The following is a 14,326-nucleotide window of genomic DNA, read 5'->3' as shown; positions in this document are numbered from 1 at the left end:
TCAGAAGAGTGTGCCCTCTTCCGGTGCCGCCAGCTCCTTCAGCAGCTCCGGCCCGTTGTTGCGCACGTTGCTGACCGCGGTGGAGACCGGGTACGCCCGCATCAGCCCCTCGGGCGGCGGCGCCAGCAGGGCGCGCAGGTCCTCCGGGTCGGTGCGGGCCGGGTCCAGCCAGGCGTCCCAGCGGTCGGGGGTGAGCATCAGCGGCATCCGGGGGTGGATGTCGGCCAGCGCGCGCGGGCCCTCGTCGGGGGCCACCGCCAGCGGGGCGCGCTCGGCCTCCGTGGTGATCACCGAGCAGGTCACCCACCAGGCCAGCGGGTGGTCGTCGGGCAGCGTGCGGTCCCGCCAGAACTCGTACAGCCCCGCCATGGCGAAGACGGAGCCGTCCGCCGGGGTCACGAAGTACGGCTGCTTGCGCGGACGCTTGCGCCGGCCCTCGACCTCCAGCTCCCGCTCCTCGGTGCCGGTGACCCACTCGTAGTAGCCGTCGGCGGGCACGATGCAGCGCCGGGCGGCGAAGGCGCGGCGGAAGGAGGGCTTCTCGTGCACGGTCTCCGCGCGCGCGTTGATCATCCGGGCGGCACCCTCGGGGGACTTCGCCCAGGAAGGCACGAGTCCCCACCTGAGTTTGCGCAGCTGGCGAACCGGACGCTTGTCCTCCGCGTCTTTCAGGGGACGGTCCAGGACGACGAGGACCTCCTTGGTGGGGGCCACGTTGTAGTCGGGTTCCAGGCTCTCCTCCGGCTCCCTCCCCCAAGCTCTCGGCTCCACTGGAGCAGGGGGGACCCCCACCTCGATGCCGAAGACCTCGGCGAGATCCTCGGCCCCGCGACTCGCTGCATACCGTCCGCACATACGTGCCACACTGCCAGACTCCGAACGACCACAGGGAGCCACCGGTACCATGCACAGCCTCGCCTCCCTCGCCCTGCCCGGCCTCTGGGACCGGCTGACAGGCACCCAGCCCTTCCCCGACCTGTGGGTGGTCCTCGCCACCGCGGCCGCCGCGCTCGCCGTCGTCGTCCCGCACACCCTGTGGCGGCTGGCGCGCAACGCGATCACCATCGCCCACGAGGGCGGCCACGGCCTGGTCGCGCTGGTCACCGGCCGCACCCTGACCGGCATCCGGCTGCACTCCGACACCAGCGGCCTGACCGTGAGTCGCGGCAAGCCGTACGGCCTCGGCATGATCCTCACCGCGGCCGCCGGCTACACCGCTCCCCCGCTGCTCGGCCTCGGCGGCGCCGCCCTGCTGGCCACCGGGCGGATCACGCTGCTGCTGTGGGTGGCCACGGCACTGCTCGTGGCGATGCTGGTGATGATCCGCAACGCCTACGGGGCGCTGACCGTGGTGCTCACCGGCGGCACGTTCCTGCTGGTGTCGTGGCTGGCCGGGCCGCAGGTGCAGGCGGCCTTCGCGTACGCGGTGGTGTGGTTCCTGCTGCTCGGCGGGGTGCGTCCGGCCTTCGAGCTGCAGGCCAAGCGGTCGGGCGGCGGCGCCGGGGACTCGGACGCGGACCAGCTGTCGCGGCTGACGCACGTACCGGCCGGGCTGTGGCTGTTCCTGTTCCACGCGGTGTCGCTGTGCTCGCTGATGGGCGGGGGCCGCTGGCTGCTCGGGCTGTGACGGGCGGGGGCCGCTGGCTGCTCGGACTGTGACCGGCGCGGGCCGCCGACTGCTCGGACTGTGACCGGCGCGGGCCGCCGGCTGCTCGGGCTGTGATTTCCGCGCCGCGCCTCGGGGACGGCCCGCCCGACCGCCTCCTTATAGAGTGGGCCCATGGCCCCGAACCCCGCCCACACCGCCCTCTGGCCCGCCCCGCACGCAAGCGGAGCCGTCGACGCGACGGTCCACGTGCCCGGGTCCAAATCGGTCACGAACCGCGCGCTGGTGCTCGCCGCCCTCGCCTCCGAGCCGGGCTGGCTGCGCCGCCCGCTGCGCTCGCGCGACACGCTGCTGATGGCCGGGGCGCTGCGGGCGATGGGCGTGGGCATCGAGGAGACGGTGTCCTCCAGCTCCTCCGGCGCGGGCGGCTCCGGTGAGGCGTGGCGGGTGATCCCCGCGGGGCTGCACGGCCCGGCCACCGTCGACGTGGGCAACGCGGGCACGGTGATGCGCTTCCTGCCGCCGGTCGCCGCGCTGGCCGACGGGCCGATCCGCTTCGACGGCGACCCCCGCTCCTACGAGCGTCCGCTGCACGGCGTGATCGACGCGCTGCGCGCGCTCGGTGCCCGGATCGACGACGACGGGCGCGGCGCGCTGCCGCTGACCGTGCACGGCGGCGGCGCGCTGGACGGCGGCCCGGTGGAGATCGACGCCTCCTCGTCCTCCCAGTTCGTCAGCGCCCTGCTGCTGTCCGCCCCGCGCTTCAACCAGGGCGTCGAGGTCCGGCACGTGGGGGCCACGCTGCCGTCGCTGCCGCACATCCGGATGACGGTCGACATGCTGCGCGCGGTCGGTGCCCAGGTGGACACCCCGGAGTCGGGCGGCGAGCCGAACGTCTGGCGCGTCACGCCGGGCGCCCTGCTCGGCCGTGACCTGACGGTGGAGCCGGACCTGTCCAACGCGCAGCCGTTCCTGGCGGCGGCGCTGGTCACCGGCGGCAAGGTCGTCATCCCGGACTGGCCCGAGCGGACGACCCAGCCGGGCGACCGGCTGCGGGAGATCTTCACCGAGATGGGTGGTTCCTGCGAACTGACCGACTACGGACTGGTGTTCACCGGATCGGGTGTGGTGCACGGTATCGACGTGGACCTGGGTGAGGTCGGCGAGCTGACCCCGGGCGTGGCCGCGGTGGCCGCGCTCGCGGACTCCCCCTCGACCCTGCGGGGCGTGGCCCATCTGCGGCTGCACGAGACGGACCGGCTGGCCGCGCTCACCAAGGAGATCAACGAGCTGGGCGGTGACGTCACCGAGACCGCCGACGGCCTGCACATCCGCCCGCGCCGGCTGCACGGCGGGATCTTCCACACCTACGAGGACCACCGCATGGCGACCGCCGGTGCGATCATCGGCCTGGCGGTCGAGGGCGTGCAGATCGAGAACGTGGCGACGACGGCGAAGACCCTCCCGGACTTCCCCGACCTGTGGACCGGGATGCTCGGGGCGTAGGGCGCGGGGAAGACGTCATGCGCCGCTACGGCAAGCACACCGACGAGGACGACATCCGCTCCCGGCCCAACCGCCGGGGCAACCGGCCCCGTACGCACATCCGGCCCAAGCACGAGGACGCCGCCGAGGGCATGGTGCTCACCGTCGACCGGGGCCGGCTGACCTGCCTGGTCGACGGCCGTCCGATCATGGCGATGAAGGCCCGCGAGCTGGGCCGCAAGGCCGCCGTGGTGGGCGATCAGGTCGCCCTGGTCGGGGACCTGTCCGGCAAGAAGGACACCCTCGCCCGCATCGTCCGCATCGAGGAGCGCTCCTCGGTGCTGCGCCGCACCGCGGACGACGACGACCCCTACGAGCGCGTGGTCGTGGCCAACGCCGACCAGCTCGCCATCGTCACCGCGCTGGCCGACCCCGAGCCGCGCCCCCGGCTGATCGACCGCTGCCTGGTGGCGGCGTACGACGGCGGCCTGGACCCGCTGCTGGTGCTGACCAAGTCGGACCTGGCCCCGGCGGACGAACTCCTGGAGCTGTACGGGGCGCTGGACATCCCCTACGTCGTCACCAGCCGCGACGAGCTGGAGACCGGCGACGCGGCGGACCGGGTGCGCACGTTTCTCGACGGCCGGGTCACGGCGTTCGTGGGCCACTCCGGGGTGGGCAAGACGACGCTGGTCAACGCGCTGGTGCCCAAGGAGCGGCGGCGTGTCACCGGGCAGGTGAACGCGGTGACCGGACGCGGCCGGCACACCACCACCTCGGCGCTCGCGCTGCCGCTGGCGGGCGGCGACGGCTGGGTCGTGGACACGCCGGGCGTACGGTCCTTCGGGCTCGCCCACATCGACCCGTCCCGGGTGATCCACGCCTTCCCGGACCTGGAGCCCGGCACGGAGGGCTGCCCGCGCGCGTGCGGCCACGACGAGCCGGACTGCGCGCTGGACGCGTGGGTGGCCGCGGGGCACGCGGACCCGGCCCGGCTGTACTCGCTGCGCCGGCTGCTGTCCACCCGGGAGCGGACCGAGGGCGACTGACCGCCGAGGGCGACCGACCTCCCGCGCCCTGCGCCGTCCCGCGTTGTTTGCCGCCCCCGTGATCAGGTAAGGGCATAATCGCACCGAGCCGGAGCGGCCACGGGACGCGGAGACACGGGAGGACAGCGCATGGCGTGGCTGCTGGTCATCGTCGCGGGAGTGCTGGAGACCGGCTTCGCCGTGTGCCTGAAGCTGTCCCACGGTTTCACCCGGCTCTGGCCGACCATCGCCTTCAGCTGCTTCGCCCTCGGCAGCTTCGGCCTGCTCACCCTGTCCCTGCGCAAGCTGGACGTGGGCCCGGCGTACGCGGTGTGGACCGGCATCGGCGCGGCGGGCACCGCGGTCTACGGCATGGTCTTCCTCGGCGATCTGGTGTCGACGCTGAAGATCGTCTCGATCAGCTTCGTCATCATCGGGGTGATCGGGCTCCAGTTGTCCGGCTCCAGTCACTGACCCCGCGTCACCGCGCTCAGGGGCGGCGCCGGTTCGACCGGGCCGGTGCCGCGCAGCGCCCCGCGCACCAGGGCGGCGACCTCCGTCCCGTCCGGCGGGACCAGCACGCAGGACAGCGCGAGGCGGAACACCAGCTCGCAGGTGGCGGCCAGCGCGGCGAGGTCCGCGCCGCGGGCGCCCGGACCGGCCAGGGCGGCCGCCGCGCGGTCGCGGGCGAACGCCAGGAAGCCCGCGGGCCAGGCGGGCGGGGCGTCCGCCGTCCGCCGCGCCTCTCCGGCGGGCGGCCACGGCGCCGCCGAGAGCGCCGGTGGCGGCAGCCGCTCGCTCCAGCAGCCGGTGAGCAGGGCGCGCGCCAGGGCGCTGCGCCGGGCGGCCGCCGCCGTCCACTCGGCGGCGGCGACCAGCCGCTCCACCGGGTCGTCGGGGCCCGCCAGGGCGCGGTCGATCCCGGCGAGGGTGCCGTGCGCCTCCTGGAGGACCAGGGCCCGCGCGAGTCCGTCCTTGCTGCCGAACTCGTTGTACAGCGTCTGCCGGGAGACCCCGGCCGCGGCCGCCACGTCCACCATCCGCACCGAGGACCACGGCCGGCGGGCCAGCGCCCTGGACGCGGCGTCCAGCAGGGATTCCCGCGCTACAGGCATCGTCGCCTCCCCGGAGCGAGCGGTCGTGGGCCCAGAGTTGGGGCGTGCGGGTGGACTGTCAAGGGTGTGCGGGGGCATCAGCGGGCCCAGGTCCTGTCTGACCATTCCCGTCTGCCTCGCGACGCCATGCACGCCCTCTCGCCGCACCGGGCGCAGAGCCGAGTACACCCAGTACGAGGCTCTCCGCCCGGCACTCCCCCAAGCTCTTCGAGCAGGGGGACCCCCAGAGCACGCGCCTGACCCCGCGCGGCCGCCCTCCGGGCGACGACGGGAATTGTCAGACAGGCCCTATGTGGCCCCGCGTCACCTCGGCCGGATACGGTTCCGTACATGCCGGACTACCTCGATGATCTGCGCCTGGCCCACGTCCTCGCGGACGCCGCGGACGCCGCCACCATGGGCCGCTTCAAGGCCCTCGACCTCAAGGTCGAGACGAAACCGGACATGACCCCGGTCAGTGAGGCGGACAAGGCGGCGGAGGAGCTGATCCGCGGCCAGTTGCAGCGCGCCCGCCCCCGGGACTCCGTTCTCGGCGAGGAGTACGGCGTCGAGGGCAGCGGCCCGCGCCGCTGGGTGATCGACCCGATCGACGGCACCAAGAACTACGTGCGCGGCGTCCCCGTCTGGGCCACGCTGATCTCCCTGATGGAGGCGGGCGAGGACGGCTACCAGCCGGTCGTCGGCCTGGTCTCCGCCCCCGCGCTGGGCCGCCGCTGGTGGGCCGCGAAGGGGCACGGCGCCTTCACCGGGCGGAGCCTGTCGCAGGCGTCCCGGCTCCGCGTCTCGCGGGTGACCGAGCTGGCGGACGCCTCCTTCGCGTACTCCTCGCTCGGCGGCTGGGAGGAGCAGGGGCGCCTGGGCGGCTTCCTGGACCTGACCCGCCAGGTGTGGCGCACGCGCGGGTACGGCGACTTCTGGCCGTACATGATGGTCGCCGAGGGCTCGGTCGACCTGTGCGCCGAGCCCGAGCTGTCGCTGTGGGACATGGCCGCGAACGCGATCGTCGTCACCGAGGCCGGCGGCACCTTCACCGGCCTGGACGGCCGCCCGGGACCGCACAGCGGCAACGCCGCCGCGTCGAACGGGGTGCTGCACGAGGAGATGCTGGGGTATCTCAACCGGCGCGACTGAGGCAGGAGGGACGCCTGCGCACGCCCCCGACAGGCCGCGTGCGCCCTCTTGTTGACCCCTGCTTTGCCTGCGACCCTGGGAGTCCCCCCACTTGTGAGCATGTGAATCCCTGGTGCGGGGATTTCACGAGGAGGTGTCTCCATCCCATGCTCGTCTGCGACGCCATGAGCACGGTGGTCCTCACCATCGGCCCCGACCACACTCTCCGCCAGGCCGCCGCCCTGATGTCCGCCCGCCGGGTCGGCGCGGCCGTCGTCCACGACCCGGACGCCGACGGCATCGGCATCCTCACCGAACGCGACATCCTCAACTCGGTCGGCCTGGGCCAGAGCCCGGACACCGAGCACGCCCACGCGCACACCACCACCGACGTGGTGTTCGCCGCCCCGTCCTGGACCCTGGAGGAGGCGGCCGGCGCCATGGCGCACGGCGGCTTCCGCCACCTCATCGTCCTGGACCGCGGGGAGCCGGCCGGCATCGTCTCGGTGCGCGACATCATCCGCTGCTGGGCGCCGGCCCGGCAGCCCGCGGCGCGCATGGCGGGGTGAGCGCACGACGGCGGGCCGGGCCCCCGCAGGAGCCCGGCCCGCCGGCCGCGACAAGCGGTCCAGTGCCGGAGGATCAGCCGCGCAGTGCCTGCACCGCCGCCTCCAGCCGCTTGCCGAAGTCACCGTCCGCCCGGCGGAAGTTGTCGATCGCGCGCTCGACGATGTCCTCGCGCGAGACCTGCGCGAGGGCGCCCGCCAGGTTGCCGATCAGGCGGTCCTTCTCCGGGTCCGTCATCAGCCGGTAGAGGTCGCCGGCCTGCACGAAGTCGTTGTCCTCGGCGTGCAGCGGCGCCTCGTGGCCGCCGGTGGTGCCGGAGATCTGGACCGGCTGCCACAGCGGCCGGCCGGTCTGGGCCGGGCCGCCGAAGCTGTTCGGCTCGTAGTTCTTCGCGCCCTTGTGGCGGCCGTCGTACAAGTGGCCGTCACGGGAGTTGGTGCGCGCCTCGGTGGCGTGCGGGCGGTTCACCGGCAGGTGGTCGGCGTTGATGCCGACCCGGTAGCGGTGGGCGTCGCCGTAGGCGAAGAGGCGGCCCTGGAGCATCTTGTCCGGTGACGGGCCGATGCCGGGCACGAAGTGCGCCGGGGAGAAGACCGACTGCTCGACCTCGGCGAAGACGTTCTCCGGGTTGCGGTTCAGCTCCAGCGTGCCGATCTCGATGACCGGGTAGTCCGCGTGCGACCAGACCTTGGTCAGGTCGAACGGGTTGAAGCGGTAGGTCGCGGCCTCGGCGGCGGGCATGATCTGCACGCCGACCGTCCAGGACGGGTGGTCGCCGCGCTCGATGGCCTCGCGCAGGTCGCGCTGGTGCGAGTCGGGGTCCTTGCCCGCCAGGACGTCCGCCTCCTCGGCGGTCAGGCACTTGATGCCCTGGTCGGTCTTGAAGTGGTACTTGACCCAGAAGACCTCGCCGGCCGCGTTGTTCCACTGGTAGGTGTGCGAGCCGAAGCCGTCCATGTGGCGGTACGACGCCGGGATGCCGCGGTCACCGAAGAGCCAGGTCACCTGGTGCGTGGACTCCGGGGACAGGCCCCAGAAGTCCCACACGTTCTCGGGCTCCTGCGACCCGGTGTACGGGTCGCGCTTCTGGGTGTGGATGAAGTCGGGGAACTTGATGGCGTCCTTGATGAAGAACACCGGGGTGTTGTTGCCGACGAGGTCGTAGTTGCCGTCCTCGGTGTAGAACTTCAGCGCGAAGCCGCGCGGGTCGCGGACGGCGTCCGCGGCGCCCAGGTTGCCGGCCACGGTGGAGAAGCGGAGGAAGGTCTCCGTCTCCTTGCCGACCTCGGAGAGGAAGGCGGCCCTCGTGTACTTCGTGACGTCGGCGGTGACCGTGAAGGTGCCGTAGGCGCCCGCGCCGCGGGCGTGCACCACGCGCTCCGGGATGCGCTCGCGGTTGAAGTGGGCGAGCTTCTCCAGCAGGAGCTGGTCCTGGACGAGCATCGGGCCGCCGACGCCCGCCGTCTCGCTGTTCTGGTTGTCGGCGACCGGAGCACCGGCCTCCGTGGTGAGCGGCCCCTGGGTCACGTCGCCTCCTGCGGCAATCACGTCTTGTCCTGTCTCTTGGCCAAAGCCGTTACTGATCCTACAATAGACCCTGTCTAAGTCAAGTTGCGATCCAAAGTCACACTTGTTCGGGATCTGGTTCTCCTTGCTGCTAGGCTGGTGGACATGAGCGACCTTCTGGAACGGCTGCGCGGACGCGGATGGCGGATGACCGCGCAGCGGCGCGTCGTGGCCGAGGTCCTGGACGGCGAGCATGTCCACCTGACCGCCGACGAGGTGCACGCGCGGGCGGTGGCCAAGCTGCCCGAGATCTCCCGCGCCACCGTCTACAACACGCTGGGTGAGCTGGTCACGCTGGGCGAGGTGCTGGAGGTCAGCACGGACAAGCGCGCCAAGCGGTACGACCCCAACGCCCACCAGCCGCACCACCATCTGGTGTGCGCCGGCTGCGGCGCGATCCGCGACGTGCACCCGGGCGGCAATCCGCTGGCCGACCTCCCCGACTCGGAGCGCTTCGGCTTCACCGTCTCGGACGTCGAGGTGACGTACCGCGGACTCTGCCCGAACTGCGCGTCCGCCTGACGCCCGTACGCGAAAGGCCCTGGCACCGTCCTCGGTGCCGGGGCCTTCGCCGTGTCCGCCGGGATACACACCGCTGTGGTACATACCGCCGTGATACGCACCGCCGCGTTACGCACCGAGGGCCGGAACCCTTTCGGATTCCGGCCCTCGGCCTTCAGTAGCGGGGACAGGATTTGAACCTGCGACCTCTGGGTTATGAGCCCAGCGAGCTACCGAGCTGCTCCACCCCGCGTCGATGAACTGAACACTACGTGACCGACGCGAGAAGAAGCAAATCGCTTTCCGCGCCCGCGCCGGGCCCCGGCGCGGGAGGGCGCCGGGGCCGGGCCGGCCGTCAGGCGGACAGCTCCTCGCGCAGCGCGTCGCGCAGCCGCACGGCCCGCTGGGCGACCTCGCGCGGCCCCAGTGCCACGGCCCGGTCGGCCCACCGCTGCCCCTCCGCCAGCTCGCCCCGGCGCGCGCAGACGAGGGCGAGGCGCAGCGCCGCCCGCCCGTGTCCGGCGTCGGCCGCCCGGGTCCACCACACGACCGCCTCCGGCTCGCTGCCCTCGCGGGCGAGCAGCAGCCCCAGGTTGAACGCGCCGTTGCGGGACCCGGCCTCCGCCGCCGTGCGGTACCAGCGGGCCGCCTCGACCACGTCCCCGCGGGCGGCGGCCAGCATGCCCACCCGCACCTGCGCCCGGCGGTGCCCCTGGCAGGCCGCCCGCTCGTACCACTCCTCGCACTCGGTCTTCTCGTGCAGCACCGACTCCCCCAGCTCGTGCGCCGGCACCGGCGGCCGGCGCGCGTCGAGCAGGGTCGCCAGCCGGTACGCGCCCTCCGCGCTCCCGCCGCCGGCCGCGCACCGCAGATGGCGCTCGGCCGCCCGCTCGTCCCCGGCGCGCAGCAGGGCGATGCCCACCTGGAGCGCCGCCTCCGTGTGCCCGGCCGCCGCCGCCTGCTCGTACCACCGCAGCGCCTCGGTCCCCAGGCCGCGGCCGGCGTAGAGGATGCCCAGGTTGAACGCGGCGTCGACGCTGCCGGCCTCGGCCGCCTTGGAGAACCACGGCTCGGCGCCGGCCGTGTCGCCGTTCTGGAGCAGCAGCACGGCCAGGGCGTTCGCCGCCTCCCGGTGGCCGGCGTAGGCGGCGCGCCGGTACCACTGCTCGGCCTGCGCGGTGCGCTGCTGCTCGGCGCAGAGCAGTCCGAGGTTGTAGGCGCCGTTGACGTCACCGGCGTCCATCGCCGCCCGGTACCAGCGCTCGGCGGTCTGCGTCTCGCCGCGTTCGGCGTGCAGGGCGCCCAGCGCGTTGGCCGCGTTGCCGTCGCCGTCCTGCGCGGCGCGCAGCCACCACACGGCCGCGCTCTCGGTGTCCCCGGCGTCGCGCAGCAGGAAGCCGAGCGCGCAGGCGGCCCGCGCCTCGCCGTCCTTGGCGGACGTCAGGTACCAGCGGCCGGCCTCCTTCAGCTCGCCGCGCCGCTCCAGGATCGCGCCGAGCTGCAGCGCGGCACGCCGGTGCCCGCGCGCGGCGGCCTGCCGGTACCACTGCTCGGCCTCCCCCGACGGGCCCGCGCCGTCCTCCCGCGGGGACGTGCGCGCGGGCTCCTGCGCGGCGCGCCGGTCCAGCGCTCGGGCGAGCCGGTACGCCGCCTCCCGGTGGCCCCGCTCGGCGGCGACCCGCAGCCAGCGCTCGGCGCCCGCGTCGGCGCGGTGCTCCAGCAGGTCGGCGAGGGCGTAGGCGCCCAGCACATGGCCCTGCTCGGCGGACTGGCGCAGCCAGTACTCGGCGGCGGGCTCGTCGCCGCGCTCGCGGTGGTGGCGTCCGAGCGCGTGCGCGGCCGGGGCGGAGCCGGCGACGGCGGCGATCCGCCACCAGCCGGCCGCCTCGTCGGCGTAGCCGCGCTGCTGGAGGAGGACGCCCAGGTTGTTGGCGGCGGCGCGGTCACCGGCCGCGGTGGCACCGCGCAGATGGGGTTCGGCGCCGTCGAGGTCGCCGCGGCGCAGCAGCATGGCGCCGAGGACGCTCATCGCCTCGATGTCGCCGGCCTCCGCGGCGAGCCGGCGGCGTGCCAGCTCGGCGGCCTCGTCGGCGGCCGCGCCGGTCTCGTCCCGCTCCCCGCCCGCGATCTCCACGGGGTCGGTCGCCTGCGTAAATCTCCCTGAATCGTACAGAGTTACCTTGTCCCCCATAACGTCCATCGTCGCACCATCCGCACCCCGGGTACACCTCGTATACCCCATGCCAGCGAGGTCACTTCAGCGTTTTGTCGACATGCCCACAGAGAGACAAGTCAAACACAGATGGCCCAATTCGCCACGGCGGCGCGGCGATCGGGCGCGGCGGTACATGCGTTCGCACATCGCTGAGGCCCGGACCCGCAGCGGGGTCCGGGCCTCGGCGTCGCGGCCGGTGGACGGTCAGCCCCCGTTCTTGCCGCTGCCCTGCTTCTGCGCCTGGGACCGGGACTGGGACTGGGACTGGGCGTTCTCGGCCTGCTGGAGCGCGTTCTTGAGGTCCTCCTGCGCCTTGCCGTACGCCGTCCAGTCGGCCGGCCGCTTGTTCAGCGCGGCCTGGCCCGCGTCCAGCGCCTTCTGGGCGTCCTGCAAGGCCTGCTGGAGCGTGGGGTTGCCCGTCGCCGGCGGCGGGTTCCCGGTGTCCTTCGGCGGTGGCGCCGCACCCGACTTCCCGAACACCTTGTCGAGCGCCTGGTCGAGCGTGTCCTCGAACGCGGTGGTGCCGCCGTAGGTCACCAGGACCTTGCGCATCAGCGGGTACTTGAGCTGGCCGCCGCGCACGTAGACCGGTTCGACGTAGAGCAGTCCGCCGTCGAGCGGGATGGTCAGCAGGTTGCCGTACTCGATCTCCGAGTCGCCGCCTCTGATGAGCTTGACGAACTCGGCGATGTTCTGCGACGAGTTGGAGTTGAACTGGCTCTGCACCTGTTTGGGGCCGCCGACCGTGGAGCTGGGCGGCAGTTTCAGGATTCTGATCTTGCCGTAGTCGGGGGTGCCCGCCTGGGAGTCGACCGCCATGAAGGCACTGAGGTTGTCCCGGGCGCTCGGCGTGTACGTCGTCGTCAGCGAGAACGCCTGGGCGGCCTGGTCGGGCATCTTCATGGTCAGGTAGTACGGCGGCACCGCGTTGCCCGACTTGGTGGTCGGGTCGTCCGGCACCTGCCACACCTCGCTGCCGCTGAGGAAGGTCTGCGCGTCCTGCACGTGGTAGCGGGTGAGCAGTTCGCGCTGCACCTTGAACAGGTCCTGCGGGTAGCGCAGATGGGACATCAGGTCGGAGGAGATGGCCGACTTCGGCTTCACCGTGCCCGGGAACGCCTTCATCCAGGTCTTCAGGACCGGGTCCTCGGTGTCCCACTGGTACAGCTTGACCTCACCCGTGTAGGCGTCGACGGTCGCCTTCACGGAGTTGCGGATGTAGTTGACCTGATTCTGCTGGGCCACCACCGCGCGCTGGTTGTTGTTGTAGGTCAGCGAGTCGGCGGTGGTGTCGCCGAGGGTCGTGCGCGAGGCGTACGGGTAGCCGTTCGAGGTGGTGTACGCGTCGACGATCCACTGGATGCGGTGGTCCACGATCGCCGGGTAGGCGTCGCCGTCGATGGTCAGCCAGGGCGCCACCGCCTCGACGCGCTCCTTGGGCGTGCGGTTGTACAGGATCCGCGAGTGGTCGCCGATCGCGCCGGAGTAGAGGATCTGCGGTTCGCCGAACGCCAGCGCGTACGCGGCCCGGTTGAGCGGACCGGACAGGCTCACGCCGCTGTCGCCCTGGTAGGTGGTGGTCGCCTCACCGGCGCCGTCGGGGTAGTCGATCTCCTTCTGGGGACCGCCGACGATCGAGTAGGTGGTGGTCTTCTCGCCGTAGTAGACCCGCGGCTGGTACGTCCCGAGGTCACCGGTGGACGGCGCGTTCTTCTCGGTGTAGACCGGCTCGCCGTTGCTGGTCTCGGTGCCCTTGGCGGCGACCAGGCCGTAGCCGTGGGTGTAGCGGAAGTGGGTGTTGATCCAGTTCTTCTCCTTGAGACCGTCCAGGTTCAGCTCGCGCAGGCCGACGACCGTGTCCTGGGCCCCGCCTCCCTTGGCGGGGTAGCGGTCCACGTCCAGGTTGGTGGGGAACGCGTAGAACCTTCGGATCTGCTGGTTCTGCTGGACCGTGGGCGAGACGACGTTCGGGTCGAGGATGCGGATGCTCGCCGTCTTGCCGACCTGATCGCGCAGGGTGGTCTTGTCCTTGGTCCTGCTGGTGCCGTCGTAGTCGGTCACCTGGGTGTCGTTGATGCCGTACGCCGCGCGCGTCGCCTTGATGTTCTTCGTGACGTACGGCGCCTCCTTGGCCTGCTCGTTGGGCTGGACCTGGAACTTCTGCACGATCGCCGGGTACAGGCCGCCGATGAGGACCGCGGAGAGCACCATCAGGCCGAAGCCGATGACCGGCAGCTGCCAGGTGCGCCGCCACAGGGTGGCGAAGAACAGCAGCGCGCAGATGACCGCGATGCAGAACAGGATCGTCTTGGCCGGCAGATAGGCGTTGGCGTCGACATAGCGCAGCCCGGTCCAGTTGCCGGTCGCCTTGAAGTCGCTGGACTTGACCGCGAGGCCGTACCGGTCGAGCCAGTACGCCACCGCCTTCAGTGCGACGAAGACGCCGAGCAGCACCGACAGGTGCCCGGTCGCCGCGGCCGTGGCCCGCGCGCCGGGGCTGGTGACGCGCAGCCCGCCGTACAGGTAGTGGGTCAGCGCCGCGGCGATCAGGGACAGGATCGTGGCGGCGAAGCCGAAGCCCAGCAGGAAGCGGTACCAGGGCAGGTCGAAGGCGTAGAAGGCGACGTCGAGGTGGAACTGCGGGTCCGTCTGGTGGAACGGCACGCCGTTGACCCACAGCAGCCAGGTACGCCACTGGCCGGCCGCCGAGGCGCCCGCGATCAGCCCCACCAGGGCGGTGATGCCGCACAGCAGCCACTTCTTGTACGGCGCGATGCCCATCCGGTAGCGGTCGAGGTTCTGCTGCTCCATCGACATGGCGCTCAGCGGGGGCCGCAGCCGGTGCGCGAGCCAGACGTTGACCGCGACGGCCACCGCCATCAGCAGGCCGAACACGAAGAACAGCCCGATCTTCGTCCACAGCGTGGTGGTGAACACCGACGAGTAGTGCACCGACCGGTACCACAGCCAGTCCGTCCAGAAACCCGCGAACATCGTGAAACCCATGCCGAGGACGGCGAGCACGCCCAGTGTCAGCAACAGGGTCCGGGCCCGCCGGGACGGGCGGCCGACTCTGATCCGCGGGCCCGTGGGGCCTCCGCCACGGTCCGGCATCTGGAAAGCCAAGGTGCGC

At 72.4% G+C, this 14,326-nt stretch carries 12 protein-coding genes and 1 tRNA gene; 7 read left to right on the top strand and 6 right to left on the bottom strand.

Annotated features, from left to right (window positions below):
• Positions 1 to 855, bottom strand: coding sequence for an SOS response-associated peptidase (locus ABZ858_RS15935; protein ID WP_361377542.1), 855 nt, complete (start codon positions 853 to 855; stop codon positions 1 to 3).
• Between the two features lie 49 nt (positions 856 to 904).
• On the opposite strand from ABZ858_RS15935, the gene ABZ858_RS15930 reads away from it, so the two are divergent.
• From ABZ858_RS15930 to ABZ858_RS15915, 4 genes are all read left to right on the top strand, one after another.
• The gene (locus ABZ858_RS15930; protein WP_361377539.1) at positions 905 to 1,627 is read left to right on the top strand and encodes a M50 family metallopeptidase; all 723 of its coding nucleotides are present in this window, start codon (positions 905 to 907) and stop codon (positions 1,625 to 1,627) included.
• A gap of 153 nt (positions 1,628 to 1,780) precedes the next feature.
• Complete coding sequence (gene aroA / locus ABZ858_RS15925; protein ID WP_361377536.1) at positions 1,781 to 3,112, top strand: 3-phosphoshikimate 1-carboxyvinyltransferase; 1,332 nt, start codon at positions 1,781 to 1,783, stop codon at positions 3,110 to 3,112.
• A 17-nt stretch (positions 3,113 to 3,129) separates the two neighbouring features.
• On the top strand, positions 3,130 to 4,140 hold the full coding sequence (gene rsgA, locus ABZ858_RS15920; protein ID WP_361377533.1) for a ribosome small subunit-dependent GTPase A: 1,011 nt from the start codon (positions 3,130 to 3,132) through the stop codon (positions 4,138 to 4,140).
• 129 nt (positions 4,141 to 4,269) lie between these two features.
• Positions 4,270 to 4,593, top strand: coding sequence for a multidrug efflux SMR transporter (locus tag ABZ858_RS15915; RefSeq protein ID WP_361377530.1), 324 nt, complete (start codon positions 4,270 to 4,272; stop codon positions 4,591 to 4,593).
• Here ABZ858_RS15915 and ABZ858_RS15910 read toward each other — a convergent pair.
• The gene (locus tag ABZ858_RS15910; protein WP_361377527.1) at positions 4,587 to 5,234 is read right to left on the bottom strand and encodes a helix-turn-helix domain-containing protein; all 648 of its coding nucleotides are present in this window, start codon (positions 5,232 to 5,234) and stop codon (positions 4,587 to 4,589) included. The genes ABZ858_RS15915 and ABZ858_RS15910 overlap by 7 nt on opposite strands.
• A gap of 330 nt (positions 5,235 to 5,564) precedes the next feature.
• Between ABZ858_RS15910 and hisN the strand changes: the two genes are divergently transcribed.
• Positions 5,565 to 6,365 (top strand): histidinol-phosphatase, encoded by an 801-nt coding sequence (gene hisN / locus ABZ858_RS15905; RefSeq protein WP_361377524.1) that lies wholly within the window; start codon positions 5,565 to 5,567, stop codon positions 6,363 to 6,365.
• A 146-nt stretch (positions 6,366 to 6,511) separates the two neighbouring features.
• On the top strand, positions 6,512 to 6,913 hold the full coding sequence (locus tag ABZ858_RS15900) for a CBS domain-containing protein (protein WP_361377521.1): 402 nt from the start codon (positions 6,512 to 6,514) through the stop codon (positions 6,911 to 6,913).
• 73 nt (positions 6,914 to 6,986) lie between these two features.
• On the opposite strand, the gene ABZ858_RS15895 is transcribed toward ABZ858_RS15900, so the two are convergent.
• Positions 6,987 to 8,438: a catalase gene (locus ABZ858_RS15895; protein ID WP_361377518.1), complete on the bottom strand. Its 1,452-nt coding sequence runs from the start codon at positions 8,436 to 8,438 to the stop codon at positions 6,987 to 6,989.
• A gap of 144 nt (positions 8,439 to 8,582) precedes the next feature.
• On the opposite strand from ABZ858_RS15895, the gene ABZ858_RS15890 reads away from it, so the two are divergent.
• Entirely contained in the window at positions 8,583 to 8,999 is a 417-nt protein-coding gene (locus tag ABZ858_RS15890) for a Fur family transcriptional regulator (protein ID WP_361377515.1), read from the top strand.
• Positions 9,000 to 9,157: 158 nt separating this feature from the next.
• Here the strand turns inward: ABZ858_RS15890 and ABZ858_RS15885 are convergent.
• The 3 genes from ABZ858_RS15885 to ABZ858_RS15875 all read right to left on the bottom strand — a co-directional run bounded on the left by ABZ858_RS15885 (position 9,158) and on the right by ABZ858_RS15875 (position 14,307).
• Positions 9,158 to 9,231: transfer RNA gene (locus ABZ858_RS15885), tRNA-Met, on the bottom strand.
• 102 nt (positions 9,232 to 9,333) lie between these two features.
• Positions 9,334 to 11,178 (bottom strand): sel1 repeat family protein, encoded by a 1,845-nt coding sequence (locus tag ABZ858_RS15880; RefSeq protein ID WP_361377512.1) that lies wholly within the window; start codon positions 11,176 to 11,178, stop codon positions 9,334 to 9,336.
• Positions 11,179 to 11,397: 219 nt separating this feature from the next.
• Positions 11,398 to 14,307: a UPF0182 family protein gene (locus ABZ858_RS15875; RefSeq protein ID WP_361378014.1), complete on the bottom strand. Its 2,910-nt coding sequence runs from the start codon at positions 14,305 to 14,307 to the stop codon at positions 11,398 to 11,400.
• Between the last annotated feature and the right edge of the window lie 19 nt (positions 14,308 to 14,326).

Origin of the sequence: Streptomyces sp. NPDC047017 (genome assembly GCF_040644175.1) — a bacterium.
In the GTDB taxonomy this organism is placed as follows: Bacteria; Actinomycetota; Actinomycetes; order Streptomycetales; family Streptomycetaceae; genus Streptomyces.
This window is presented reverse-complemented; position numbering and strand designations above follow the sequence as displayed.

Bases quoted from the DNA above. Each gene is read 5' to 3' on its own strand.
- aroA (WP_361377536.1), top strand. From the start codon at position 1,781: ATGGCCCCGAACCCCGCCCACACCGCCCTCTGGCCCGCCCCGCACGCA.
- ABZ858_RS15910 (WP_361377527.1), bottom strand. From the start codon at position 5,234: ATGCCTGTAGCGCGGGAATCCCTGCTGGACGCCGCGTCCAGGGCGCTG.
- ABZ858_RS15915 (WP_361377530.1), top strand. From the start codon at position 4,270: ATGGCGTGGCTGCTGGTCATCGTCGCGGGAGTGCTGGAGACCGGCTTC.
- ABZ858_RS15875 (WP_361378014.1), bottom strand. From the start codon at position 14,307: ATGCCGGACCGTGGCGGAGGCCCCACGGGCCCGCGGATCAGAGTCGGC.
- ABZ858_RS15930 (WP_361377539.1), top strand. From the start codon at position 905: ATGCACAGCCTCGCCTCCCTCGCCCTGCCCGGCCTCTGGGACCGGCTG.
- ABZ858_RS15890 (WP_361377515.1), top strand. From the start codon at position 8,583: ATGAGCGACCTTCTGGAACGGCTGCGCGGACGCGGATGGCGGATGACC.
- ABZ858_RS15935 (WP_361377542.1), bottom strand. From the start codon at position 855: ATGTGCGGACGGTATGCAGCGAGTCGCGGGGCCGAGGATCTCGCCGAG.
- ABZ858_RS15880 (WP_361377512.1), bottom strand. From the start codon at position 11,178: ATGGACGTTATGGGGGACAAGGTAACTCTGTACGATTCAGGGAGATTT.
- hisN (WP_361377524.1), top strand. From the start codon at position 5,565: ATGCCGGACTACCTCGATGATCTGCGCCTGGCCCACGTCCTCGCGGAC.
- rsgA (WP_361377533.1), top strand. From the start codon at position 3,130: ATGCGCCGCTACGGCAAGCACACCGACGAGGACGACATCCGCTCCCGG.
- ABZ858_RS15900 (WP_361377521.1), top strand. From the start codon at position 6,512: ATGCTCGTCTGCGACGCCATGAGCACGGTGGTCCTCACCATCGGCCCC.